The 25,519-nt window shown below is 48.3% G+C and carries 20 protein-coding genes; 1 reads left to right on the top strand and 19 read right to left on the bottom strand.

Translation table 11 applies throughout. The features are described 5' to 3' along the window. Positions 1-64 precede the first annotated feature (64 nt). The 19 genes from AB9N12_RS07970 to AB9N12_RS08060 all read right to left on the bottom strand — a co-directional run bounded on the left by AB9N12_RS07970 (position 65) and on the right by AB9N12_RS08060 (position 23,491). Entirely contained in the window at positions 65-820 is a 756-nt protein-coding gene (locus AB9N12_RS07970; RefSeq protein ID WP_008761731.1) for a succinate dehydrogenase/fumarate reductase iron-sulfur subunit, read from the bottom strand. A 36-nt stretch (positions 821-856) separates the two neighbouring features. Beyond that, the gene (locus AB9N12_RS07975; protein ID WP_369891190.1) at positions 857-2,836 is read right to left on the bottom strand and encodes a fumarate reductase/succinate dehydrogenase flavoprotein subunit; all 1,980 of its coding nucleotides are present in this window, start codon (positions 2,834-2,836) and stop codon (positions 857-859) included. A 37-nt stretch (positions 2,837-2,873) separates the two neighbouring features. Beyond that, positions 2,874-3,578, bottom strand: coding sequence for a succinate dehydrogenase/fumarate reductase cytochrome b subunit (locus AB9N12_RS07980; protein ID WP_369891192.1), 705 nt, complete (start codon positions 3,576-3,578; stop codon positions 2,874-2,876). A gap of 343 nt (positions 3,579-3,921) precedes the next feature. Further along, entirely contained in the window at positions 3,922-4,293 is a 372-nt protein-coding gene (locus AB9N12_RS07985; RefSeq protein ID WP_369891194.1) for a hypothetical protein, read from the bottom strand. A 274-nt stretch (positions 4,294-4,567) separates the two neighbouring features. Then, positions 4,568-6,145, bottom strand: a complete 1,578-nt coding sequence (locus AB9N12_RS07990; RefSeq protein ID WP_369891196.1) for a S41 family peptidase — start codon at positions 6,143-6,145, stop codon at positions 4,568-4,570. Positions 6,146-6,182: 37 nt separating this feature from the next. Further along, positions 6,183-6,641 (bottom strand): pantetheine-phosphate adenylyltransferase, encoded by a 459-nt coding sequence (gene coaD / locus AB9N12_RS07995; protein WP_369891198.1) that lies wholly within the window; start codon positions 6,639-6,641, stop codon positions 6,183-6,185. Continuing rightward, entirely contained in the window at positions 6,638-8,539 is a 1,902-nt protein-coding gene (locus tag AB9N12_RS08000) for a DNA topoisomerase IV subunit B (protein ID WP_369891200.1), read from the bottom strand. Before AB9N12_RS08000 ends, coaD begins: the two co-directional genes overlap by 4 nt. A 9-nt stretch (positions 8,540-8,548) precedes the next feature. Then, positions 8,549-9,685, bottom strand: coding sequence for a GNAT family N-acetyltransferase (locus AB9N12_RS08005; RefSeq protein WP_369891202.1), 1,137 nt, complete (start codon positions 9,683-9,685; stop codon positions 8,549-8,551). Positions 9,686-9,747: 62 nt separating this feature from the next. Further along, a complete protein-coding gene (locus AB9N12_RS08010; RefSeq protein WP_369891204.1) occupies positions 9,748-10,278 on the bottom strand; it encodes a peroxiredoxin family protein in 531 nt (176 codons plus the stop codon). A gap of 53 nt (positions 10,279-10,331) precedes the next feature. Next, positions 10,332-10,835 carry an HU family DNA-binding protein gene (locus AB9N12_RS08015; RefSeq protein ID WP_369891206.1) on the bottom strand — a complete coding sequence of 168 codons (504 nt, stop codon included), beginning with the start codon at positions 10,833-10,835 and terminating at the stop codon, positions 10,332-10,334. Positions 10,836-11,175: 340 nt separating this feature from the next. After that, positions 11,176-13,584, bottom strand: a complete 2,409-nt coding sequence (locus tag AB9N12_RS08020; protein WP_369891208.1) for a hypothetical protein — start codon at positions 13,582-13,584, stop codon at positions 11,176-11,178. Positions 13,585-13,704: 120 nt separating this feature from the next. After that, a complete protein-coding gene (locus AB9N12_RS08025) occupies positions 13,705-16,068 on the bottom strand; it encodes a fimbrial protein (protein ID WP_369891210.1) in 2,364 nt (787 codons plus the stop codon). 48 nt (positions 16,069-16,116) lie between these two features. Then, positions 16,117-17,052, bottom strand: a complete 936-nt coding sequence (locus AB9N12_RS08030; protein WP_369891212.1) for a FimB/Mfa2 family fimbrial subunit — start codon at positions 17,050-17,052, stop codon at positions 16,117-16,119. 312 nt (positions 17,053-17,364) lie between these two features. Next, positions 17,365-18,192, bottom strand: coding sequence for a hypothetical protein (locus tag AB9N12_RS08035; protein WP_369891213.1), 828 nt, complete (start codon positions 18,190-18,192; stop codon positions 17,365-17,367). Beyond that, positions 18,176-18,541: a hypothetical protein gene (locus tag AB9N12_RS08040; protein WP_369891215.1), complete on the bottom strand. Its 366-nt coding sequence runs from the start codon at positions 18,539-18,541 to the stop codon at positions 18,176-18,178. The genes AB9N12_RS08035 and AB9N12_RS08040 overlap by 17 nt, the downstream gene beginning before the upstream one ends. A 43-nt stretch (positions 18,542-18,584) precedes the next feature. Beyond that, a complete protein-coding gene (locus AB9N12_RS08045; protein ID WP_369891217.1) occupies positions 18,585-20,375 on the bottom strand; it encodes a hypothetical protein in 1,791 nt (596 codons plus the stop codon). 45 nt (positions 20,376-20,420) lie between these two features. Further along, positions 20,421-20,975 carry a DUF3575 domain-containing protein gene (locus AB9N12_RS08050; RefSeq protein WP_369891219.1) on the bottom strand — a complete coding sequence of 185 codons (555 nt, stop codon included), beginning with the start codon at positions 20,973-20,975 and terminating at the stop codon, positions 20,421-20,423. Between the two features lie 382 nt (positions 20,976-21,357). Further along, positions 21,358-22,326 carry a tyrosine-type recombinase/integrase gene (locus AB9N12_RS08055; protein WP_369891221.1) on the bottom strand — a complete coding sequence of 323 codons (969 nt, stop codon included), beginning with the start codon at positions 22,324-22,326 and terminating at the stop codon, positions 21,358-21,360. A gap of 184 nt (positions 22,327-22,510) precedes the next feature. Next, entirely contained in the window at positions 22,511-23,491 is a 981-nt protein-coding gene (locus tag AB9N12_RS08060; RefSeq protein ID WP_369891223.1) for a calcium/sodium antiporter, read from the bottom strand. Between the two features lie 118 nt (positions 23,492-23,609). Between AB9N12_RS08060 and AB9N12_RS08065 the strand changes: the two genes are divergently transcribed. Next, positions 23,610-25,466: a mechanosensitive ion channel family protein gene (locus AB9N12_RS08065; RefSeq protein WP_369891225.1), complete on the top strand. Its 1,857-nt coding sequence runs from the start codon at positions 23,610-23,612 to the stop codon at positions 25,464-25,466. Positions 25,467-25,519: the final 53 nt, after the last annotated feature.

The raw sequence follows: 25,519 nt of genomic DNA on the forward strand, positions 1-25,519 counted from the left end.
ACTGACCGGCAGGGGATTCTGTCATTAATCAAATTAAGCTCTCGCTATTGAAATCTAGCAATTTCTAGTCTTTTAATTTTGCGATGATGAAGTCACGGTTCAAGCGGGCGATGTTGCTGATAGAAATGTTCTTCGGACATTCAGCCTCACAAGCACGAGTGTTTGTACAGTTACCGAATCCCAGTTCATCCATCTTTGACAACATAGCTTTGGCACGACGCAAGGCTTCCGGTTTACCTTGCGGCAGCAAGTTCAACTGACTGACTTTTGCAGAAACGAACAACATGGCAGAACCATTCTTACATGCAGCTACACAAGCACCGCAACCGATACAAGAAGCTGCATCCATAGCTTCGTCAGCAATAGGCTTCGGAATCAGGATAGCGTTGGCATCCTGAGGAGCACCTGTACGGACACTTACGTAACCGCCAGCCTGCATAATCTTATCGTATGCAGTGCGGTCGACCATCAAGTCCTTGATAACCGGGAAACCGGCCGAACGCCAAGGTTCAACAGTAATCGTGTCACCGTCGTTGAAACGACGCATGTAAATCTGGCAAGTAGTAGCACCTGTTGCAGGACCGTGCGGGTGTCCGTTGATGTAAAGAGAACACATACCGCAGATACCTTCGCGGCAGTCGTGGTCGAATACTACCGGTTCTTTTCTTTCGCTGATGAGCTGTTCATTCAGAATATCCAGCATCTCGAGGAAGGAAGTATCGCCGGGGATATCTTTCATTTGGTAGGTTTCAAAAGCACCTTTAGCTTTCGGACCAGCTTGGCGCCATACCTTCAGTGTAAATGATATATTTTTATCCATTTTCTTCTAATTCTTTTAAATGTTTAACTTCACCGATTAGCTCTTGTAGTTACGGGTTTGAACCTTGATGGCTTCGTATACCAGTGGTTCTTTGTGCAATACCGGAGCCTTTTCATCGTCACCCTGATATTCCCAGCATGCTACATAGAAGAAGTTTTCGTCATCACGTTTGGCCTCTCCTTCTTCGGTCTGGTATTCTTCACGGAAGTGACCACCACAACTTTCGTTACGGTTCAATGCATCGTAAGCAACAAGCTCACCCATAGTGATGAAGTCATACAGACGGATGGCTTTGTCAAGCTCTACGTTCATACCTTCTTTAGAACCGGGAATAAACAGATTCGTTTCAAATTCCTTGCGGATTTCTTTCAGTTCGGCAAGACCTTTCTTCAGGCCTTCGGCCGTACGTCCCATACCTACATATTCCCACATGACATGACCCAGTTTCTTGTGGATAGAATCAACAGATTCTTTACCTTGGATACTCATGAGCTTGTCGATCTTAGCTTGAACTGCCTTTTCTGCTTCAACAAATTCAGGAAGATCGGTAGAGAAACGAGGAACAGTGATTTGATCTGCCAGATAATTCTGGATTGTATAAGGTAATACGAAGTAACCGTCAGCCAAGCCTTGCATCAATGCAGAAGCACCGAGGCGGTTTGCACCGTGGTCGGAGAAGTTACATTCACCGATAGCGAACAGCCCCTTGATAGTAGTTTGCAGTTCGTAGTCTACCCAGATACCACCCATTGTATAGTGGATAGCCGGATAAATCATCATCGGGTTGTAATATTTCATTCCATTGATTTCTTTTGCCAGTTCGCCCGGATTGACGTCGGTGATTTCTTCGTACATATCGAAGAGGTTACCGTAACGTTGAAGAACGATGTCAATACCCAACCGGTTGATAGCTTCGGAGAAATCGAGGAATACAGCCAAACCGGTGTTGTTTACACCGAAGCCTGCGTCGCAACGCTCTTTAGCGGCACGGCTGGCAACGTCACGCGGAACCAAGTTACCGAATGCCGGATAGCGGCGTTCCAAGTAATAGTCGCGGTCTTCTTCCGGAATGTCACTTCCTTTGATTTCGCCTTTCTGAAGTTTCACAGCATCTTCTTTCTTCTTCGGAACCCAGATACGACCGTCGTTACGGAGAGATTCGGACATCAAAGTCAGTTTTGACTGCTTGTCACCGTGTACGGGGATGCAAGTCGGGTGAATCTGAACGTATGCGGGGTTGGCAAATACAGCACCCTTGCGGTAGCAAGAGATGGCAGCTGTACAGTTACAACCCATAGCGTTAGTAGACAGGAAGTAAGTGTTACCATAACCACCGGTAGCGATTACTACAGCGTGAGCGGCGAAACGTTCCAGCTTACCTGTTACAAGATTTTTAGCGATGATACCGCGGGCACGTCCGTCAATGATGACGATATCCTGCATTTCATAGCGAGTGTACAGTTTAACAGTACCTGCGTTTACCTGACGGCTCAGTGCAGAATAAGCACCCAGCAACAACTGCTGGCCTGTCTGTCCTTTAGCGTAGAAAGTACGGGATACCTGTGCGCCACCGAAAGAGCGGTTGTCCAGTGTGCCACCATATTCGCGGGCGAAAGGAACACCTTGAGCTACACATTGGTCGATGATAGCGTTGGAGACTTCAGCCAGACGGTATACGTTTGCTTCACGAGCACGATAGTCACCGCCTTTCACTGTATCGTAAAACAGACGGTAAATGGAGTCACCATCATTTTGATAATTCTTTGCAGCATTGATACCACCCTGTGCAGCAATAGAGTGTGCACGACGAGGAGAATCCTGAATGCAGAAATTGAATACTCTGAAACCCATTTCACCAAGTGAAGCAGCAGCAGAAGCACCTGCCAGACCCGTACCCACAACGATGATGTCCAAACGACGTTTATTAGCGGGATTCACCAATTTCTGGTGAGCTTTATAGTTGGTCCATTTCTCAGCCACCGGGCCTTCTGGAATTTTTGAATCTATCTTGATCATAATATTATTTACAATTTAATCATTTACAATTTACTATTTAGCAAGCATCGCCACAAATCAGTGTTTTTACGAAGAATACCACTACTACCAGTGCGAAACCGAGTACAATAATCGTAGAATAGATGTTAGAAATACATTTCCAACGATTGATCCATACTTTGTTGTTCCATCCCAGTGATTGCATGGAGCTCCAGAAACCATGAGTCAGGTGAAACCACAGCGCAAATAGCCAGACGAGGTAAAGAACCACGTAAACCGGACAAGAGAAAGTCTGCTGGATGTGATAAGCGCCGTTAGCGGCATAAGCCAGCGTCAGTGTGTCAGCGTGCATACCCATGTTGTGCATCAGTTCCGGCAACTGCATTTTTGCCCAGAAGTTAAAGAGGTGCAAACCAAGACCTACGATGACGATCAGACCCAGTACCAACATGTTTTGAGATGCCCATTCTACAGTTTTCGGTTTGTCAACCACTGCATATCGTTCGCTACCACGCGCTTTGCGATTCTGCATTGTCAGCCAGAAAGCGTAGATGATGTGAATCACGAAAAGAGCAGCTAGTCCTGCGGTAGCCACTAACGCATACCAGTTTGCTCCCAGGAATTCACAAATCATGTTATAACCATCAGCCGAGATGATTGCAACCAAGTTCATCGCCATGTGAAATGTTAGAAACAGGACAAGGGCGATACCGGTAACGCTCATCACCACTTTCCTTCCTACAGATGAATTACTTAACCACATAAATGATTGAATTTAAATTATTTAATTGTTAGAACTAAAATTTAGACGCTTTATACCTCTTACAGTTTGCAAAAATACGGGAAATAGATTGATTGAGCAAGGAATTAAAGAAATAATTCTTTAATGATGAATCAATGCGCTAATGTGTTTTCGATTGTATCTTTTTGATTTTCTTACCATTTGCCACTCTTTTGTGTAAAGCGTGCGCTGCTGATCGACATGGACGGTTGGGCAAACCTGCCCGAATCTTGCGACCACCTTCTTATTATGTAGCGCACCTTCTTGGTGAACTCTTCTTAAAGAGGGGTTGCTTCTAGGGAATAACCTCATACTCGGTTTCCATCTAATGTCGGAAGACCCATACCGCAAATGCGGTTGTGGCAGCAAGATAAATACTTATGACTACCTTCCATCGCAGGGGATGTTGCGACATTGCCTGACGCACTTCTTTTTCAGTGCGGTTGTAGTTCCTGCCAGATGAAAAATGCAGAATATAAATCCCATTCAATGCCCAAGCCGCTATTGCGCCACAACAAACAGTCTTTTCCAGTGTGTTGTCAAAATGCACATATCCGTCAGCTCCGGTGAAAATATACATTATAGAGTAAAGTAGCACTAGCTTTGGTAGTATAGCACCCATAAATCCCGCTCTATCCGGGTATCGTGCCCGATAGAACAGACGGAATAAATATACATAGATTATCTTGTCAATCATACCATTTGCAAAATTAGTGGTTTTGCAGAAGATGGAGGATCGGAGTGATTATGTTTTTTGACATAATATGGTGACTGATTGGACAGAAAGTTTTATTTTTGTAAAGTGAATCACGGCTGTCGGCTTATGGTAACGAAATGCTTGCAAATATTATTGTCATCAACCGCACAGGTTTTCATGGTTGCCGGATGTGGTTGAGCAATTGCCCGACACCATAGTTTCAAGTGTTTCTATTATGCATTATTGCACCGGTTGGTCTATCGGGCCGAGTAGTTTATTTCAGCTTCTTCTGATACTCATCCGAATTCAATATCTCCAATGCCTTCTGCACACTCTCATTCGTGGTATTCATCACTTGGAAATATTCGTTCATATCCCAAAGGTCACGTGCAATCAATGCTTTGAGTTGGGTTTTGATGAGTGGCAATGACGTTTCATATTGTTTCTCGTTGAACTTCACACCCGCTGTCTCGCCCATTTCACGTAAAGTAACCAGCATATCGTCGTCGATGACAAACTTATCATTGAATGACTCGAATTTCTTGTATTTATTAGCCAGCTCTTTCCGGTGTCCTTCGATGAACTTCATGGTAAATTTGATGATGACTCCTTTGGCTACCAGATTCCGGTGGTAATCCGTATAAAGGGTGGTATCAATAGGCACGAAATAATCCGGCATGATGCCCCCTCCACCGTAAACGGTACGGCCGAGCTTCTTGGTTTGCGTCTTCAATGAATCAGGGAAGTGGATGCTGTCGGCATTCATCAGTTCACCGTGGTTGAAACGTTCTATCAGGTCTTTGTTATAATCGGTCGAACTATCATAAGGCTTTTGGATGCAGCGGCCCGACGGAGTATAATAGCGGGCAATCGTCAGGCGAATCATAGAACCGTCCGGCAAGTCGATAGGACGTTGCACCAGCCCTTTGCCGAAAGAGCGGCGGCCTACGATAATTCCTCTGTCCCAGTCCTGCACTGCTCCGCTGACGATTTCGCTGGCGGAGGCTGTATATTCGTCAACCAGTACGATGAGTCGGCCGTTGCGGAATTCTCCGTTGCCTTTGGCGTAGAAATCACTGCGTTTGGCAGTCCGCCCTTCGGTGTAGACGATTAGTTCCTTTTGCTCCAGAAACTCGTTGGCGAGGTCGATGGCGGCGTTGAGGTAGCCTCCGCCGTTGCCTTGCAGGTCAAGAATCATATCCTTCATCCCTTGCTTCTGCAGGGATTTCATTGCTTTCTTGAATTCTTCGGCGGTTGTCGCTCCGAAACGGTTGATGCGGATATAACCCGTTTTAGGTTGAATCATATAAGAGGCGTCGAGGCTGAGAATAGGTATCTTGTCTCTTTTCACAGTAAATAAGAGAGGATCCTGCACGCCACGGCGAATGATAGTCAGATTGACTTTAGAACCTTTCGGACCACGCAGACGCTTCATGATATTTTCCGTACTCATTTTCACTCCCGCAATAGCACTGTCGTTCACGGCAATGATACGGTCACCGGCAAGGATACCGACTTTCTCGGAAGGACCGTTGCTGACAGGCTGCACCACCAGCAGCGTGTCTTCTATCATTTGGAATTGCACCCCGATACCCTCGAAGTTGCCTTGGAGCGGTTCGTTCATCTTCTTCACTTCCTCTGCATCCGAGTAAGTAGAGTGTGGATCAAGTTGTGCCAGCATCTTGATGATGGCTTCTTCCACCAACTTGTTTTCATCTACTTTGTCCACATAGAAATTGGAGATTGCAAACTCTGCCATTTGTAATTTTCGCATGGCTTTGGAACCGAAGTTCTGGGCTTGTGCGACAACTGCCCACAAGCAAACGGATAGTATAATCGTTAGTTTCTTCATCTTCTTTTCCGACTTACCGCTTATTCTCTAACGAGTGTTATTCACTCATTTTCATTCCTTTAGGAATAAACCGGCTGATATCTTTATGATAGGTTAATAACTCGCGTACAATGGTAGAACTGACACAAGTCAGTTCCGGTTCTGTGAAGAGCAGGATGGTCTCAATCCCCGCCAGTTTGCGGTTAATGTCCGCAATGGTCTCTTCATACTCGAAATCCTTCACCGTGCGAATGCCGCGGACAATGAACCTGGCCCCTACTTCCTGTGCAAAATCAATGGTCAGACAATCGTAGGACATTACTTGGATACGAGGGTTGTCCTTGTAGAGTTCCCGAATCATTTCCTCTCTTTTCTCGATGGGGAAATAGGTATTTTTGTTCTCATTGATACCGATTCCTATCACGATTTCGTCCATAAAGGTAAGTGCACGCTCCACTACCGAATAATGTCCGATGGTGAAGGGGTCGAATGTGCCCGGGAATATTGCTTTTCTCATGATGCCAAGTCTTCTTCTATAACCAGATTGTCTATAATGAAGTTCTGCCGTTCCATGGTATTTTTACCCATGTAGAACTCGAGTAGTTCTTTTACCGCATCCGTTTTGCGCAGCGTCACCTGTTCCAGACGCATATCCTTGCCGATGAAGTGTTTGAACTCGTCCGGTGAGATTTCTCCCAAACCTTTGAATCGCGTGATTTCCGGATTCGGGCTTAATTCGTTGATGGCGTTGATACGCTCTTCCTCGCTGTAGCAATAAACTGTCTTTTTCTTGTTGCGCACGCGGAACAAGGGAGTTTGCAGGATATATACATGCCCCTTTTTGATAAGGTCTGGGAAGAATTGCAGGAAGAACGTAATCAGCAGCAGGCGGATGTGCATACCGTCCACATCGGCATCGGTTGCTACGATCACTTTGTTGTAGCGCAGACCATCCAAACCATCTTCTATATTCAGGGCTGCTTGGAGCAGGTTGAATTCTTCGTTCTCGTAAACCACCTTTTTCGTCAGTCCGAAAGAGTTCAACGGTTTACCACGGAGGCTGAATACCGCCTGAGTGTTTACGTCACGACTCTTGGTGATGGAACCGCTTGCAGAGTCTCCCTCGGTGATAAAGATGCAGGAGTCTTCTTCCAGCCCTTTCCCTTTCGGGTCGTTGAAGTGGATGCGGCAGTCGCGTAATTTACGGTTATGCAGGTTCGCCTTCTTGGCGCGTTCACGAGCAAGTTTCGTTACACCTGCAATGGCTTTACGTTCTTTTTCGGATTCCTGTATTTTCTGCTGCATCACCTCCGCCACATCAGCGTTCTTATGGAGGAAGTTGTCGACCTCCTGCTTGATGAAGTCGCCCACAAACTTGTTGATGGTGGGACCGGCCTGCTTATCCTCCTGTGGATTGGCGGGCCACATGTTGGTCGACCCCAGCTTCGTCTTGGTCTGGCTCTCGAAGATCGGTTCCTCCACATTGACGGCAATGGCAGCCACCAATCCGTTGCGGATATCGGTGTAATCCATGTTCTTGTTGAAGAACTCCTTGATGGTGCGGGCAATGTGCTCCTTGAAGGCACTTTGATGTGTACCCCCCTGAGTCGTATGCTGTCCGTTGACAAACGAGTAGTACTCTTCTCCGTACTGTCCCGTATGGGTGAAGGCTATTTCGATGTCCTCCCCTTTCAGATGGATGATCGGGTAAAGTCCGGTTGCCGTCATGTTGTCATTCAACAGGTCTACCAGACCGTTGCGTGACAAGATACGGTGTCCGTTATACATAATGGCAAGCCCTGTATTAAGGTACGTGTAATTACGTAGCATTGTTTCAATAAATTCGGGCTTGAAGCTGTAATTCAGGAACAGTGTATTATCCGGCTCGAAGAAGATGTATGTTCCGTTTTCTTCCTCGGTGTTCTGTGTCTCATCGGTCAGCAGGTTACCTTTTGAGAAAACAGCGATACGTACTTTGCCGTCGCGGTAACTGCGTACCTCGAAACGGGAGCTTAGCGCATTGACGGCTTTCACACCGACACCATTCAGTCCGACACTTTTCTTAAATGCTTTACTGTCGTATTTACCACCGGTATTCAGCACGCTGACTGCTTCGATGAGTTTTCCTTGCGGGATGCCTCGTCCGTAGTCGCGTACGCTGACACGAAGGTTTTCTTCAACGGTAATTTCGATTTTCTTACCGGCTTGCATTTTGAACTCGTCAATACTGTTGTCAATCACTTCTTTCAGGAGGACATAGATTCCGTCTTCGGCATGTGCACCGTCGCCCAGCCTTCCGATATACATACCGGGTCGTGTGCGCACATGCTCCATGTCGCTCAGGTGGCGGATGTTGTCGTCAGTGTACTCTACTGCATTGTTGTTATCTACAGGTATCAATTCGTTCTCTTCCATAGCTGTTTTTTATTTTATCTCTTTGATGAACGCACGGCGGCGCTTATGTTGTTGAGTCTCAAAGTAATCCCATTGTGCCTGGACTTTTCCGTTCAGTTCCAGTTCGGGATTGCTTTCCGCAAAGATAAAACCTAATTTTTGATAAACCGGAATTAAATCGGAAAATAACAAAGCATTAACACCTTTATTTTGGTATTCCGGTTTCACTGCAACAAGTAGCAGGTCAAGCATTTTGGCACGACGTTTCATGAATAGTGCTTTCAGCAGATAGAACCATCCGAGCGGTAACAGACGTCCGTGTGATTTTTGCAGTGCCTCGGCAAGGGATGGCATGGAGATACCTACGCAAACCAGCTCGTCGTTGGCATTGGTGATCAGGGTAACCATCCGTAAGTCAAGGATGGGGAGGTACATTTTCACATACTGGTCGATCTGTCGCTGTGTCAATGGAGAATAGCCGTAGAGCGGGCTGTATGCTTCGTTCATCAGTTCGAAAATCTTCTGTCCGTAGTCTTTGGCTATTTTTCTTCCGGAGGTGTATTTCTTTATTTTGAGGTTATATTTTCGTTGGATCAGTTCGGAGATTCGTTGGTGCTTGTCGGGAATGCTATCCGGTATATAGATTTTGTATTCCACCCAGTCGGCGTCTTTCTCAAAGCCCAGCTTCTCCATGTGCGCGGGATAGTAAGGATAGTTGTAGATAGTGGCCATGGTGCTCAGTTGGTCGAATCCTTCAATCAACATTCCTTCGGCATCAAAATCGGTAAACCCGAGAGGACCTACAATGTGGGTCATACCCCGTTCTTTTCCCCATTCTTCCACTGTTTGGATGAGTGCGGACGACACTTCGGGATCGTCGATGAAATCTATCCATCCGAAACGGACGTTCTTACATTCCCATTTTGCGTTCGCCCGACTGTTGATGATTGCAGCTACACGTCCTACTATTTTATCGTCCCGGTATGCGAGGAAATAATCTGCTTCACAGAATTCGAATGCCGCGTTCTTTTTCTTGTTGAAAGTGTTGAGCATATCGTCATAAAGATCAGGCACAGAGTAAGGATTATCCTTGTACATTCTGTAATTGAAACGGATAAATTTCTTAAGCTCTCTCTTTGTAGAGACTTTCTTGATTGTAACAGTCATATCTCGTATTTATGATTTGAGGAGGCAAAGATACGTGATAATCTTTAAATTACAACGTGCTGTCAGTAAAAACTGCGGAGCAGACCGGTTTCTTTGAGTGTGCCGTATGATCCGGCCACCCGCCCGTCCGGATTCACAAGGACAAGGGTCGGGGTAACCGTCACGCCGTAGGCTTCGAAGTCGGGACTGTAGAAACCTCGGGAGTCGTGCCATTTCGTCGCCCAGGGAAAGGCGGCGGCACGGGAGGAGAAGACGGATTGGTCCTTGTCACAGGAGATGGAGACGATGCGTACATTTCTCTCCTGCAGGGTGGGGTAGAATCCGCGCAGGTCACGCAGGACGGACTCGCACGTCTCGCAGTCCGTCCGATAGAAAACCAGCAGCGTGACACCTCCCGGCACCGACGGATCGGTGCGGGACAGCCGGGGCGCCTTCTTGCCCACAAGCGGCGGACGGTTGGGCAGGCGGGTGGCCCGGTGGCAGACAACGGCGGTGGGGCGGGTGGGGTCGGCATCCTTGCCTCGGCATCCGCACAGGGCGGACAGGAGGGCGGATAGGAGAAAGAGGGCGGGAAGGGTGTGTTGTTTGTTCATAGGTCTTTTATGGTTGGAGATTTCTTGCAGGATTGCACTTTGCGTCCTGCCTTTTATGCGCTCGGGTTGGGGGCCTCGCCGGGCTTGCCGGAGCCTTGTCCGGGTGAGGAAGTGTCGCCGCCATTTTCGGTTCCCGGCTTTTTCTTCACCGTCTTTCCCTGCCACTCGGTGAAGCTGATGTCGCTCACCAGTGCGCGGGTGTATCCCGTTCCGAGGTCCTTTCGTTCACGCGCGGGGGTGAATCGCACGCGAATCCCTCTGAAAAGGTCTCCGTTCACCTCCTCGGGGCGGTCCACGGTTTTGCCTACTACGCCCGTGTAGCGGAACGAGCCCAGTCCGTCGAGGCTTACGCTTCGTCCTTCGGACATGATGCGCGACATGACGTCGGGTAGAGCACGGATCACCGCGTGCACATCAGCGGGAGAGAGAGTGCTTTCTCGGGCAATCCATCGTGCCACTTCCTGTGTGTCAGCGGCTTTGCCTACGGTAACTACCAGCGGATAATACTTCACCGGCCTGTCTTTGAGCTGTGATTTCTGTTTTTTGTAGAATAACATTGTAATAAATTGTTGAAGGGTTTGACAATAGCCTGCCTTTGTCTCCGGACATGCTCCTGAGAGGGTTTGCCGAGAGTGGACTCTCGACCATGCCGAGGTCGGACTCTTGGCATCGTCTAAGTCGGACTTTGATGTTGTCTGAGTTGGACCTTGACGTTGCCTTTGCAGGAAACGGGCGGGCGGGTATTTTAGTTTGTAATGAGAATTGGCATAGTTCGTTCTTTTTTTGATTAAGCGACAATGATGTCTTTTGCTTCGCAACAAGCCCCCCTCTTCACTTATGGTGAGGGAGAAGGAAATTAGGCCTGTCGGATGGTCAAGACGGCAATACGCCGTCTTATTATTCCCGGGCGAACAGGCGGACGGCGAATCCGCTGCCCTTGGTGGTGCTGCTTTCTCCGTACGAGTTCGCGCGGTAATCGTTGAAGAACGCATGGTGTGAATAGGAATCGTAGCGGCGCTCCGTGCCCGACCAATAGTAACCGTGGTAGCCCCGGAGGCCGAGCTTACCCGAAGAACCGGACACAAGAGCGGGCCAAATTGACCCGGTGGCAGGGAAGATACGGGTGACTGTCTCGGAAGCACGGGCATTCCACCAAGAATCATTACTGATAGTACTGATGGGGATGGAAGCCCTGGCCTCGCCTAAGTAAACGCATTCGACTTTCAGATGAGAAGTAAGATTTTGGGTGTTGAGAAACGAACCGACTATAGTATAACGATAAGCGCAAAGCATACTGTTATCGGTGGCTTGGGGGAAGTCCGACAACAGGGAAGAACCATCATTTATAGGGCTACCCGTAGCTTTCTTGAAACGCAGAGCATAACAAATTCTAGGACGGCGGGAAGATCTATAATCGGCACCGAAAGTCTTCTTGACACCACCGAACTCAATAGCCTCGTTAGTATTGTAATCAGCGCCAGAGGGATTGTAGTTATTCACACTACTATAAGCGAAAACACCCGTTAGTTCTTGGAGGGAAGGCAAATGGTAACCCTTACCCGCACCGGTGGTGAAGAAAGAATCATTGAAGAGGTTCTTGCCTGCCGGGTTGTATGTGCCTTGGGTTATACCCTTGAGTACGTACCAATTATAATAACCGCTTTGGTCGTTATTATGGTTTGTAGCCCAACGGAGGGCGTTATCGGTCTGTGCAGTGGTGGGAGTAATAACACCCGTAGGACTATAAGCAGTTCTGAAAGGGTTGAAAGAAGAACCATACTGGAAACCGCCCGCAAGGTTGTATTCGGCAACGTATTCCAAAGGAAGCTTGCCGAGCTTTACCTTGATGTCCATCTGCGCATTGCCGGCCTTGAGCTTGAAAGTTCCGTTATTGATGGCATCGGTACCTCTTGATTTTACGGTAATGACACCGGTACCGTCGGTAGTGCTTGACGTTGGCGAGACGGTAAGCCACGAGGGGATGTCGGTGATCGTCCATCCTCCCGTATTCTCGGTGGTGACGGTCAGCGTTTTGCCTGTGGTGGCAGCCGAAGCACCGCTTAACCGGATGCTGCGCTTATCCACCGTCAGCCGTTTGTTGCCCGGCACAACCACCTCTTCCCGCACTTCGTTCCACGGGACGATGCGGCATTTGAACCTGTAACTTCCTCGGATGGCTTCCTCTTCGGTGGCGGCACCGGGAGTATTGATCGTACCGCCATTGGTCATTTCTATCACGTAATGTCGGTTGCGCAGGATATCGTAGTATTCCCCTGTGTTATAGTTCATCAGGTCTACGCGATACCAGAAACTTCCGGCTTGGAAGTTGCTAGCCTTGATGGTAAAGAAACTGTTTGACAGCTTATTGTCGGAGGCTTTTGTACGGTTGTCCGACTCGAACAGGAAGAATGATGCATCCCCAAAGGAGGAAGTCGCAGGCGAATAGTCCACGTATGGCCTCGTCGTGATATTCCAGGGATCTACCGTAGGCATACCCGCCGTATTGTTCGGGACGATGCGTCCGGCATCATAGCCATGGTAGTAGTGGAGCGCATAGATATGTTCGACGCCCACCTTGAAAGTCACCTTCGCCACCATACGTTCCAGTGTCACCACAGGAGCTGTTGACTGTGTTTGAGCGTAATTCCCATCCACTGACTGTGCGGTTAGCTCGCCCCACATGGGCATGCCGTCAGCCGGGTTTATATTGATTTGGCTTGTTGTCGCATCGGAGGAGAGCGTCAAGCGTCTCATCACCAACTCCCTCATCTCACCGTAGAAGGCACCCAGCCCTTCCACCTGCTTGCGGGCATTTACCAGCACCACGAGCGTCTGCTTCTCGGCACTGCTCACGAGCTGCACACGGACGTAACCTTGTCCGCCGGATGTCTCGTAACGTCCACGGACGCGGTAGAAGAACGTGCCTGCCGTCATATTCGTCGGATCCGACGGGTCTACCTTAAACGAAAGCACGTCCACCGTCTTGATGTCGTCTTCCAAACCGGCACGGGTCATCGGTGTACGGGTGACTCCTCCGACATCCATTGTGAGCGGGGCATCGGCATATACCGTGAGCGGAGTATCGGTGGAAAAACTGTCTGTACCCTTGAGCTGCGTTGGGGATGACTCGGTCGCCGGTCCCTGCTGCTTGAAGACAAGTTGCAAGGTTGCCGTATGGTCGGGTACGGGTGACGAGGTTTGCTCGCTGTCAGCGCAGGCAGACAGCAACACGCCTGCCACGAAAAGAATTCTCGCCATCGGCGACAGGATAACTTTAAATGTTTTGTGATAAATAGATATTTCCATTATAGATACGTTTTTTGCTTATTGTCTTTTTCTTGTGAGCGTTTCCGTTTTTTCTCTTACCGACTCTCACTGGACATCAATCGCCCGGAGGTGATGGAATGGGGCAATACGTCGTCTTGGTCATTCATTGGCGAACAGGCGGACGGGGAACCAGTAGCCCGTGTAGTAGCTGTTGTACGCGCTCGCGTAGTTCGAGTTGAAGTTCGCGTTCCATGCGATGGAACCGCCGCTCTTCGTGCCCGACCAATAGTAACCGTTGTCGCCCCGGTTGCCGAGCGAACCCGAACTGTGCATCGCGGCGGAAATATACCCGGCGGCAGGGAAGGTACGGGTGACGGTCTCGGAAGCATGGTCATTCCACCAAGTATCATTACTGATATCAGAAACGGAAATAGAAGCCCCGGCCTCGCCCAAGTAAACGCAGTCGACTTTCAGTTGGGCAGTGAGGTTATTATCGTTGGCAAAAGTTCCCTCACGGGTGTAACGGTAAGCGCAAAGCATACTGTTATCGGTAGCTTTGGGAAAATCAGAAAGCAAAAAACCACCGCTAGGATTACCGGTACCCGGTTGGAAGCGTAAACAATAACAAACGTTGGTACCCATACAATTATACGCGTTCAAATAAGTCTTTTTAATACCCCCGAACTCTATCGCTTCATTTATAGGCGGTATGAATGCAGATGTATTGAATCTTATTTGACCATCGTAAGAGAAGACACCCGCTAGCTCCCAACGGGAAGGCAGGTGGTAACCCTTGCCCGCACCGGTGGTGAAGAAAGAATCATCGAACAAGTTTTTACCGCTCGGGTTGTATGTGCCTTCGGTTATGCCTTTGAGCACGTACCAATTATAATAACCGCTCTGGTCATTGGCATGGCTCGTAGCCCAACGGAGGACGTTATCGGTCTGGGCAGTGGTGGGAGTAGCACCCGCAGGAAAGGAAGAATTGAAAGAAGAACCATAATACTGGAACCCGCCGGCGAGGTTATACTCCGCTACATACTCCAGCGGCAACTTCCAAATCTGCTCTACATTCACTTTGGTGTACAGTCGCCCGGCACATATCTCTAAGTAGCCTTTCAGCTTTCCCACGCCGTTGGTTATAGCTTGCACGGTTTGTTTGCTGTTTGCAGCACCGGTGCTTACGCTCGGCTTTAGCCAACCACCGGTAGGCACTTCCGCACCGTTCTCGTTGAACGCCTGTACTTGGAAACCGCTCGTAACATTGGTAAATACTTCCACCTTGTTGTCCATGCTTGCTATGGTTTTCTTTCCCTTGAGCGTCATCGCCGTGCGGGTCACGGCAAGGAAGTATCCCTCGTCGGTAAACGTCACGTCCGTGAACGCCTCGTCCACCACGACGGGTGTCACCACGATGTTGTGGTGGTTGGTATGGTTTTCCGGGCTTTGTAACGCCTCTCTCAAAGTAAGGAATCCCGGTCCTTTCACTTCCTTGATGTTGAAGATATAACGGTGGTTGCGTAGGATAGGCATGGGCTTTCCCTTTTCATAAGGAGGCACTCCGCCGCCCTTGATGCCGTCCCAAGTATAGTCCATGCGGTAGTAGTATTGTCTTCCCTGATAGGCAAGAATCATCACGATGCAGGGGCGGTTGTTGCCGGAGGTGGTGAGGGTGGTAGAAGTGGCAGGCTGCTCGTTCAAGTAATACGTTATGACCTGAACTCCGAGGTCTCCCGCTCCCAAAAGAGGATCGCTGCCATTGGCTTTTTGAAGTGTGCCGGGCAGTGTAGGGGACATGTATCCCGACTGCGGATTGCTTGTGTTGTAGGAGACGGGATCGACCCAAACGCGCCCGTTTCTCGCGGGGTTGACGAAGTAGACTTGTCCTACTGTAGTGGCTCCCGAAGTTGCCGGATTGATGATGTCCACACGTGCCAGCATGCGGATAAGCTGTAACGCCTGCGCAATGGTTCGCGACACGCCTGCTTCCAGCTTGATACCCTCAGTCGGCGCATACTCGCCGTACATGGGGATGTAGCTGTCCGGTTCCGTTCCTCCCTTTTGTCCGAATTTGCCTGTGGCTTCCACTTGTTTCAGGGCATCGTAGGTAGAACCTACATTGATTCCGGATAGTTCCGTTTCGGCATTGGCTACGAGAACTATACGTTTGTATATTCCTGGGGTGACGGGTGTGCTGAAGATTTTCGTATCCGGAGCACCGCCGTCAAGGAGCGAGGCGTAGGGGATATTCTTTTTCACCTTGACTTTCTCCGTACCGCTTTCTTCGGCGAACATCAGCACGGTAATCTTGTCTATTTTTTCCTCATGTACTCCCGCACGGGTATTTGCTGCCCGGAAATCGGGAATGTGGAGGGCAAGCGTCACCTTCGCCGTTTCACCTTTGCCGGGCGTAGGGGGAGCAGGAAGAATGGGGTCGTCTTGCCGACACGAGAGTACGAACGGCAAGAATAACAAGACCGATAACAGGTTGCGAAATGGTATGATGATTGAACTACTTTGCATAATATATTGTTTTTATAATTTGCGTTTCATGATTGCCTGACGTGCTTTTCACACTCCTCCCGGCTTCACGTTCTGGCTTTCCCAGTCCTTGATCGTAATCTTCGCGTGTCCGTTGGTAAATGTAATTTCGATGGGGATTACGATTTCGTTTTCTTCCCCTATCTGTATGTTGTACTTTCGGATCAGTTCGGCTATCGAAACGGGGGGTGCGATGAGGTTGCCCGCGTTGTCTTTCAGGTTCAGCACGGCGGGCGTGTCCGCCCCGAACCGGGGCACGTCCATTATGGCCGCGGCCTCTTTCTTCGTCCCGTCGTATTCCACTGCCGGAACGTATGTCTTTCCCTGCTCCACCGGAAGCACTTTCCATTCTCCCGTGTCATTATCCTTTACGGGGTGCAGGGCGGACGCCAATCCGTCCGTTGTTATCTTGGGTTTCAGGCTTATTCCTTTCAGCAGCACTTTCAAGCAGATGGTCTTGGTGCTGAAGTTGACTTCGGTTGCCACACCCGCGTTCCGCTCGTTCACGCTCAGGCTCGCCGTGGCGAACAGCAGTTTGTCGAGAGTGGGGATCTCCTGAGAGGTTTGCGCCTGCGGATGCTCGAGGAATAAATCGGTGATGGTTTCCCCCTTCCGGAATCCTCCGAGCTTGCTGTTTTCTGCCGTGGCATTCGCCCAGCAGACCACTGTGTACTCTCCTTGGGGAAGGTAGAGTTCCGCTCCCTGGAGTTGGGAAAGTTCGGTGCTTTCCAGTGTTTGCGTGTGCTCTATACTACCGTCGGGACGATATACACACAGTGTCACTCGTTGCACACGTTGCCCGAACAGATCGGAAGTGGTACCGTCGGGCTTATAGGTGAATTTCAGCAGGGCATCCAGCGGACACCCCTCCAAAGACTCTCTGATACACCCTGACAAGCATATAGGTAAAAGCACAGGAAGTATCAGACAGCATACAACTTGATGGATTTTGATGTGTAATGTCATTTTGAATGAAGTTTTTTGAGCGACAACGTCATATTTTTTTGTTATAGGCCTGCGGCTATACCTCTATTGTGATTATGGCCGGACCGGAGTTTCAAATTCAGTTTCTTTGTAAAGGCAGGCGTGCGGAATAGGGGTGAACCGCCGCCTGCCTATGCTCCCATGGGATAAAAAGTAAATGAATAGAAATAGAATTAACCCTATTACACGGGGAGCATATCTTAATATATAACAGCAATCAATCGATTGGTAGGATCGGGAGCCGTGGTTGATCACAAGGGGTGTTTTACCTATCCCGATCCTACTTTTCCATGGTTACAGGTTAGGTTTAACGTTTACAACCTCCCAGGGCTTCACCGTTACTTTCAACCAAACGCCTACGGCATTGGTGTTAGGAACAGTGGTCAGGTTGCTTTCGTTGAATGTGAAGTCGGATTTGGACACCGTATAGATCTTACCCTTTTGTATTTCCACAAGTTGACCGCTACTGTTCTTAAAGCCTCTTACCGTCAAGAACTGAGGGCTGGGGATGGTTGCACTGGGCTGCAAATTTTCCAATTTGAATATCAGCTGTAACTGATCGTTGGCATCTGTGGCACCGTTTTCATATATGTGGTAAACCCAACGCTTATCGGCACCACCGGCAGGACTGACTGCCAACGGGCTACCTGTAGCAGAATAGACAGGAGTGAACTCATCGAACAGTTTCTCTTTGTTTATGCCAGTGAAAAGACCTTGACCTAAGGCATAATTGGCTGGATTGATTCCATAATCCTTCTTATCGTCGGAACTTCCATCTCCCATTTTCAACTTTGTGAAGAAATTGTTCTGATAGATACCTTTCAAGTCGAAGCCGGTAATGGCGGTAACGGTTGTTGTCTGCAAACCCTCGAACTCGATACGGGCTACAGCAGGCTCCAACTCAACCTCAGCGTACTTGTCGCCATCGATAGCAGTTGTAACTGTACCGAAGATGTTAGGATCACCGGTATGCCATTCCGAAAGATTTTTGGCAATATGTCCCAACAAGATGTTGTTTTTGTCATTCTGAGTTGTGATATCGACCATCAAGTTTTCAACGGCGGAGATAGGTCCGTTTGCAGGTAACACAACGGAAGCGGGCACATTACCGCGTACCAACACCTTGTTCTGCTGCCGAAGGAATTTCGGTAAGTCGAGCTCCGTTGGTAAGGTCGGTGATAGAAGGTGTGGTAGTAGATGAGATTGTCAAATGCTTCTGGATGTTTCCACTTCCTCCCTCGTAGAAGAATATGTCTAATTGGTTTACCGGAACTTTGGCATCGGCTGGGACTGCTGGATCAAGCTTATCTTCCGTGGCTCTCGTCTGCGGTTTTAAATCCAGCTTCATGAACACCGTTTTCTTTTCTCCCTTTTTCACCTCGGGAACTTCATTCCCCTCATTGCTGCATGCCGCAAATATTGCTCCCAGCGCACACATAGTCAATGCACTCTTAAATAGATTCTTTTTCATAATCATAAAAATTAAATTAATAAATAATTAGTTAGAAACTCTCTTATATATCTTGTCTGTTTTCGGCTTTATCTTCCATTTTCCCCGATGCTATCCTGTCCAGTTCCTCCTTCAGTCCCACGAATTGTGGAACCAAATCCGAAAGCTCGGGGTCCAAGTTTACTCTCAGCACCATGTCCGGGTCTCTGCGGCAAGCTTCCAGTAGGTGGTCTACGGCCTCATATGCGTTTTGAAGTCTTGCGCATACCACTGCATGGATGTATTCCCTCCTTGCGCTTTTGGGTAATTGGGAGAGCAGGTCTGCCGCTTCGCTGTGGTAACCCAGGCAGGTGAGGCACAAAGCCGTGTTGTAGTCGGGGTATTTCTCCAATATTTTCAATGCAGCCCTGTATTCGCGTTCCTGCAAAAGCCGTATCCCTTCGGCGTATTCCTTGCCTTCCGGGGTATAGGAAGGTTCGCTTTCCAAGCTGTCAGGAAGCGATTCTATCCCGGAGGATGCCACGATGAAGCGTTCCAGAGCGGAACGGTCGAGCAGGTCGCTGATCGAGGCGATCACAAACACAAGGGTGTCTGAGGGGGCGGGTGTCCAGGTGCTCATGTCGTTCGCTTCAACGATGCCGCCCAGGCGCAGTTGCAGTTTCTTCATCCCTTCGGTGACCGGCAGGTTAATCTTGTACGTGTATGTGTAATCTTTACCCGGAATGCTGGTTTCGCGTACTGCCACCGAGTCTATGTAGGGGTATCTGATCATCCGTCTGCGTATCTCGTCACGGTTGCGATCGTTCATCTCGTTGCGGGCAATCTCGTCGAAGAAGTACCGGTTGCGTGAGATGTCGGTGGAGTCTCCTGTGGTGAAAGCGTAATTTTTTATGTCCGCGAGTGTACGTCCCCCGGTATATAAATCTCTGTATCTCCCCGGTACACGTGCCGCGGTGAGTTCCCTGTGCATTTTGTACATGGGCCAGAAGTTTGCTAGCCTTTGGTATTTGCGGTAGTAGGCATGTCCGAGTCCCGCAGTGTCTTTTCCCGTGATATATCGCCGGACGTTCTGTTCGATGCGTTTGCGATCCAAGCGGTGGCGCAGCTTGGTCCGGTTGGCCTCGATGCGCATGTTGAAAAAGTTCTGCCTCTCCAGTGTCTTCTTTTTCCATTTTTCGTATGCCAGTTGCTTGTCGCGTTCTTTGCCATACAATCCGTAATAGAGCTTCTGCCTTTTGCGGATGTCCCGGGCGATGCCTCTCCGGTCGAGGAATATGCTGTCGTAAGCTGACGGGTCGATGATGCCTTTGAGAAACAGGTCGTACGACTGATAGTCCGCCGCCTGCATGCGGGCAAACTCACTGCCCGACAGGACCACGGGGTGGAGCGCTGTTTCAATTGTATCGTTGCTCTTGAGCAGGGGGGTGAGGGTGATTCTCCAGCAACTGTCTATCAAAGCTCCGGGGACTTTTACATTGAATTCGAGTCTTACCGACCCTTGTCTGACGGAAACCTGCTTGACAACTTTACGGGGTGCTACGATATCCACCCTGTCCAGCTCCACGCTCCTCCAAATGTCGGCCGTGCTGTCTTGATCTTCGGAAACATGTTCCGCAACGGTATCGGGTCGCTGTTCGAAACTTACCTGCTCGGAAAGAATCCCGGAGTGTCTTCCCTCCTTATGAGGTAGCTCTATGTTGACACGTTGGGATTGCATGAACAGGCGCATGGTTTTCGGTTCCCGATAAGACGAGCATGAAAACAGTGTCCCTCCCATGACGACCGCGCAGGCGGCGACCATGTAGAAACTGTCGGGAAACAACTTATTCTTCTTATTCTTTATATCTTTCATCATTATATGTGAACTGTTGGAATAATATCGTTAGAATGAACAGGCGGATTAAAACAAATATACCAGATTGATTGCCGTGCGTGTGGGCACCAGGCGTACACCCTTCCCCTTGCCGACTCTTTTTCCGCAATGTACGCACTGAAAACGCTCCCAGTCGGTCCATACAATGCCGCCGCCGAGTTCGAACTCGAGGTTCCATCTTCTCGAAAGGGGGCGGACCCATCCTGCGGAAATGCCTCCGCCCCATGCACTTCCCTCGTAGCGGTAACGGTGTCTGAAAACCCCTCCGGCATTATACAGGGAAAATATGCCGTGCAGCCCGAAGAAATAACCGCCTGCATAAGATTCTCTCGCCCAATAGCGGATGCCCGGAGCAAGGGTGATATTTTTCAGCTTGGCGTCTCTCCAAAGGTTGAATGGGTTATATTGTATGGGGAGATGGGCAGACCATCGCATCGAAAAAAGCATGGAACCTTCCATGTTCAGATTGCCGGTTGCCAACCCCGCTAAATTGGTACGTACCGAATAGGATTGTGCCATGGAGCATTTGGGAACAAGCAGGCACAACAGGAATACAAGTAGAAAAAAGTTCTTTTTATTCATGAGGTTCAACATTTGGAGCAGGAAAAATTCCGCCCGTTACCTATTACTTATGTCTATGTATGTTCGGGAAAACTCCGTTACTTAGTAGGTAACGGAGCAGGATAAAAAGAATGCGCAAGGAGAGAGCTCCTAGCGCTTTTTTCGAAAGGAATGCGGGATTCCGCTCGACAAGGGCAGAACCGATTGGTTTGCCGTATCCTTCCAATAGGATACGGACCGTTTTGTTACATCTAAATAATTAAGGTGCGTGAGCCGATTCGCTTCGGTAATAGTTAATAAGTCATAATATATAGTCTTTTTCAAACAAGTTATTACAAGAGATTTAAATTAATATTTATCTTTGCCCCGAAAACGGAAATCCGTTACCTACTAAGTAACGGAATTATATTTCCCTGCTTGTCAGTAGTTTACCATACATTTTCCCGCTTCTCTTCTTACCGGTTTCACTTACATACAAAATAATTTCCCGGTTCATCCGGGCAATCTCTTCATCGTTGTAACGTTGGAAATAGGTTTCGGTGACTTTGACAGACGAGTGCCCCATGGCATTGCTGATCATGCTCTTGTCGTAATGGCGGAAATTGGCAATGGTAGCCCAACTGTGGCGGGCACAGTAGGACGAGAGTTTCACTTCAAGTCCCAAAAACGCCGAGAGCCGCTTGAGTTGCTTATTGAATAGACGAAGCGCACTCTGGTATTGCCGGTAGCTCGCTTTGCCTTGGGCGCGGACAAAGGGGAAGAGGTAGGGACTGTCGGTTTCACGGGATATATACTCCCGAAGAATGTCCGAAGCCTCCGGTTCGACATCTATGCAAAGCGGACGCCCTGTTTTGCGGCGGCAATAGAATATCCGGTTGCTTTGCAGGTCGGTCGGCCGCATGTATGCCAGATCGACGAAACAAAGTCCGCGGAGCAGGAACAGCAGGACGAAGCACCGGCGTACGGCTTCCAAATCCCCGGGGAGTTCTTTTTGAGGATTGAGGATGCTGTGAATCGTATCGGTGGAGAGCGCACGGCTGCAACCGGGACGGCTTCCCGTATGCATCCGGCGGAACAGCAGAGGGTCGAACGGGATAAAATGCTGTGCTGCGGCCCGGTTGTACATGGCACGTAGCATGCGCATATAAGTGGAAATAGTATTGAAACTCTTTCCCTGACGGTAAAGGTAGTTTTCGAGAGCTTTCAACCACATACGTGTAAGCGACTGAAAAGGGAAAAACGTGCGTCCTCCCTCAAATTCACGGATACGGTTCAGTGTGCTTCGGTACACATGTGCCGTACCATAACGTCCCTCGTCCTCAAGCTGCCGGATAACCGTATTCATAAAACAGAATAAATCTTTTTCTTTCATATAATTGACGCGTTAAAGATGGATTGATGTTGGAGACCGGCATAAAGAACAGGATCATGTTCATGCGGAACAAAACCATGTATTACATCGGATAAAGATATGCTTTTTCCGGTAAAAACGGAGTTCGGATATTATTTCCCTATAAGCGCACCAATTGAATCCGAACTTGGGGAACAGAGTTTTTTTATGTATTATAAATCAATACCACTGTGTATGCCACATAACAAAGTATCATAATTCCTCCTTCCACTCTCGTAATTGTCCTTTTGGCAAAGAACAGTCCGAATAACCAAAGCAGAACTCCGGAACCTACTAACGTAAACAGGTCGAAGTTGGTGATTCCGCAAAGGTGGAGAGGCGTGATGCTCGCGCTACACCCTAGTACAAAGAAAATATTGAAGAGGTTACTACCGATCACATTTCCGATGGCGATCTCCGGGTTTTTCTTTAATGCGGCAACGATAGACGTAGCCAGTTCCGGAAGAGAAGTACCTCCTGCCACCAGAGTCAGTCCGATAATTGATTCGCTGACACCCAAGTTGCGGGCGATGCCTGTGGCACCGTCGACAAACATTTGACCTCCATAAATAAGTGCAGCCAAACCTCCGATGATATAAAGAATGGATTTCCACCAAGGTAGTGATTTGATCTCTGTCTCCTCTTCTATGACGGGATGTTCTGTTTGTTCCGTTGTGGCAGGTTTGGAAGCGATGGCGAAAGTGTAACCCATGAAAATGGCAAAGAAGCAAAGTAATAGCAAACCGTCTGCTCTGTTCAGGATATTCTCTGAAGCTCTATCCAAAAAGACGTCATTGGCACAGATCAGCAGGACAATGGAAGAAAGTATGCAGAGTGGTATCTCTTTTCTGAGTGTATTGCGGGTGGTGACAATCGGGGCGAATAATGCCGTGCAGCCCACAATCATCAATGTATTGAAAATGTTGCTTCCCATTACGTTGCCTATGGCAATATCTGCACTGCCTTTGAGAGCAGAAGATACACTGACCGTCAGTTCAGGGGCGGAAGTGCCGAATGCAACAATGGTAAGACCGATTACGATGGGAGGAATACGGAAACGCTTGGCTACTGAGGCAGCACCATCTGTCAATCCGTTAGCTCCTAGAAGAATGAGGATTAATCCCCCGATGAGTAACAATATATTCATGGTATTTCTTTTTTGGTGGCAAAGATAATCAATTTGGAAATGGTAATATCAAAAACAATCCGTATGTTTGCTCTGTTTTTAATGAAAAGTTCGATTCATCTTACTATAAGCAAGGAATATGAGGTATGGAAAAAATAAAATAAAGCGGTCGTTACTGGTGTTGTTCCTTTCTTTTCTGGCGATCGGGGCGCAAGCGCAGCTGGAACAGGCTGTCAAGAAGATATTTGCCGGAGATACAATAACGAACGGAGATGTTCCTTTGAAACGGGATTCGGATTCTATCCATCTGGCGAATATGCAGAAATTATTGGAAGAGGCCCGGCTCAACGAGGCGAATATGCGGATGGAAATGGAACAGATGAGGCTACAGATGGCTTCTGCCGATTCCGTAAAATATGCACAGCAGAGACAGCTTATCGACTCTTTACGCCAGTTTACTAAAGGAGTACCGGTGGTAGTGGACGGTGATACCTTATTTTACCTTTTCACCAAACGCGGAGGATATACTTCCCAACAACGTGCTCAAATGACCGGTGCGGCGATTGAAGAAATAGGAAGGCGTTTTAATCTCCGGCCCGATTCTGTTTTGATCGATCATTCGGACATTGTTTCCGATTTGATGTACGACAGTAAAGTGTTGCTTTCTCTTACCGATCAGGATGCTTTGTGGGAAGGAATTTCACGTGATTCGCTGGCCAGAGAAAGACAACGGAATGTCATTACGAAACTGCACGAGATGAAAGCGGAGCATGGATTTTGGCGAATGGCAAAGCGTGTGCTCTATTTTGTTTTGGTGATTGTGGGACAGTATTTCCTGTTCCGCTTGACCAACGGGTTATTCCGTAAACTGAAAGCGCGTATCCTACGTCTGAAAGATACGAAGATAAAACCGGTATCTATTCAGGGATATGAATTACTGGATGCGCAGAAACAAGCGAATCTGTTGGTATTCTTGTCCAGTATCGGACGGTATATACTGATGGGATTGCAGCTACTGTTTAGCGTGCCGTTAATTTTCATCATTTTCCCGCAGACAGAAGGACTGGCATATCAACTGTTAGGGTATATATGGAATCCGATTCGCGGTATTTTGGTAGGGATTATCGACTATGTTCCCAAGTTGTTCACCATCATCGTTATCTGGTATGCCGTGAAGTATCTGGTGCGTCTCGTTCTGTATCTGGCGCGTGAAGTGGAAGCAGGACGACTCAAAATCAACGGATTCTACCCGGATTGGGCAATGCCTACTTTCCATATCGTCCGTTTCCTGCTCTATGCATTTATGATTGCGATGATTTATCCTTATCTGCCGGGCTCCGATTCCGGAGTGTTCCAAGGCATTTCGGTATTCGTCGGATTGATCGTTTCATTGGGATCAAGCACGGTGATCGGTAATATTATCGCCGGACTGGTGATTACTTATATGCGTCCGTTCAAGATGGGCGACCGGATCAAGTTGAATGATACCACGGGAGATATTATCGAAAAGACTCCTCTTGTTACCCGTATCCGGACACCCAAGAATGAGGTAGTGACCGTTCCCAATTCATTTATCATGTCGTCTCATACGGTAAATTATAGTACTTCGGCACGTGAATATGGATTGATTATTCACTCGGAAGTATCTATCGGTTATGATATTCCTTGGCGACAGGTTAATCAGATTCTGATTGATGCGGCATTGAATACTCCCGGAGTGGTAGATGATCCGCGTCCGTTTGTGTTGGAAACCTCTTTAAGCGACTGGTATCCGGTCTATCAGATCAATGCATATATCAGGGAGGCGGATAAAATGGCGCAGATTTATTCGGATTTGCATCAGAATATCCAGGATAAGTTTAATGAGGCTGGCATTGAAATCATGTCACCGCATTATATGGCTGTGCGGGATGGAAATGAGGTGACAATTCCCAAAGATGATTTTAGAAACTGTACTCCTCCGGGCAAAGCGGGAGAACGCAGTAAATCCGAATAGTCATTATTTATGTTCGTATCTCACTATAGACTGTTCATGGAACTTTTATATAA

The organism is Bacteroides sp. AN502(2024) (genome assembly GCF_041227145.1).
Taxonomy (GTDB): Bacteria; Bacteroidota; Bacteroidia; order Bacteroidales; family Bacteroidaceae; genus Bacteroides.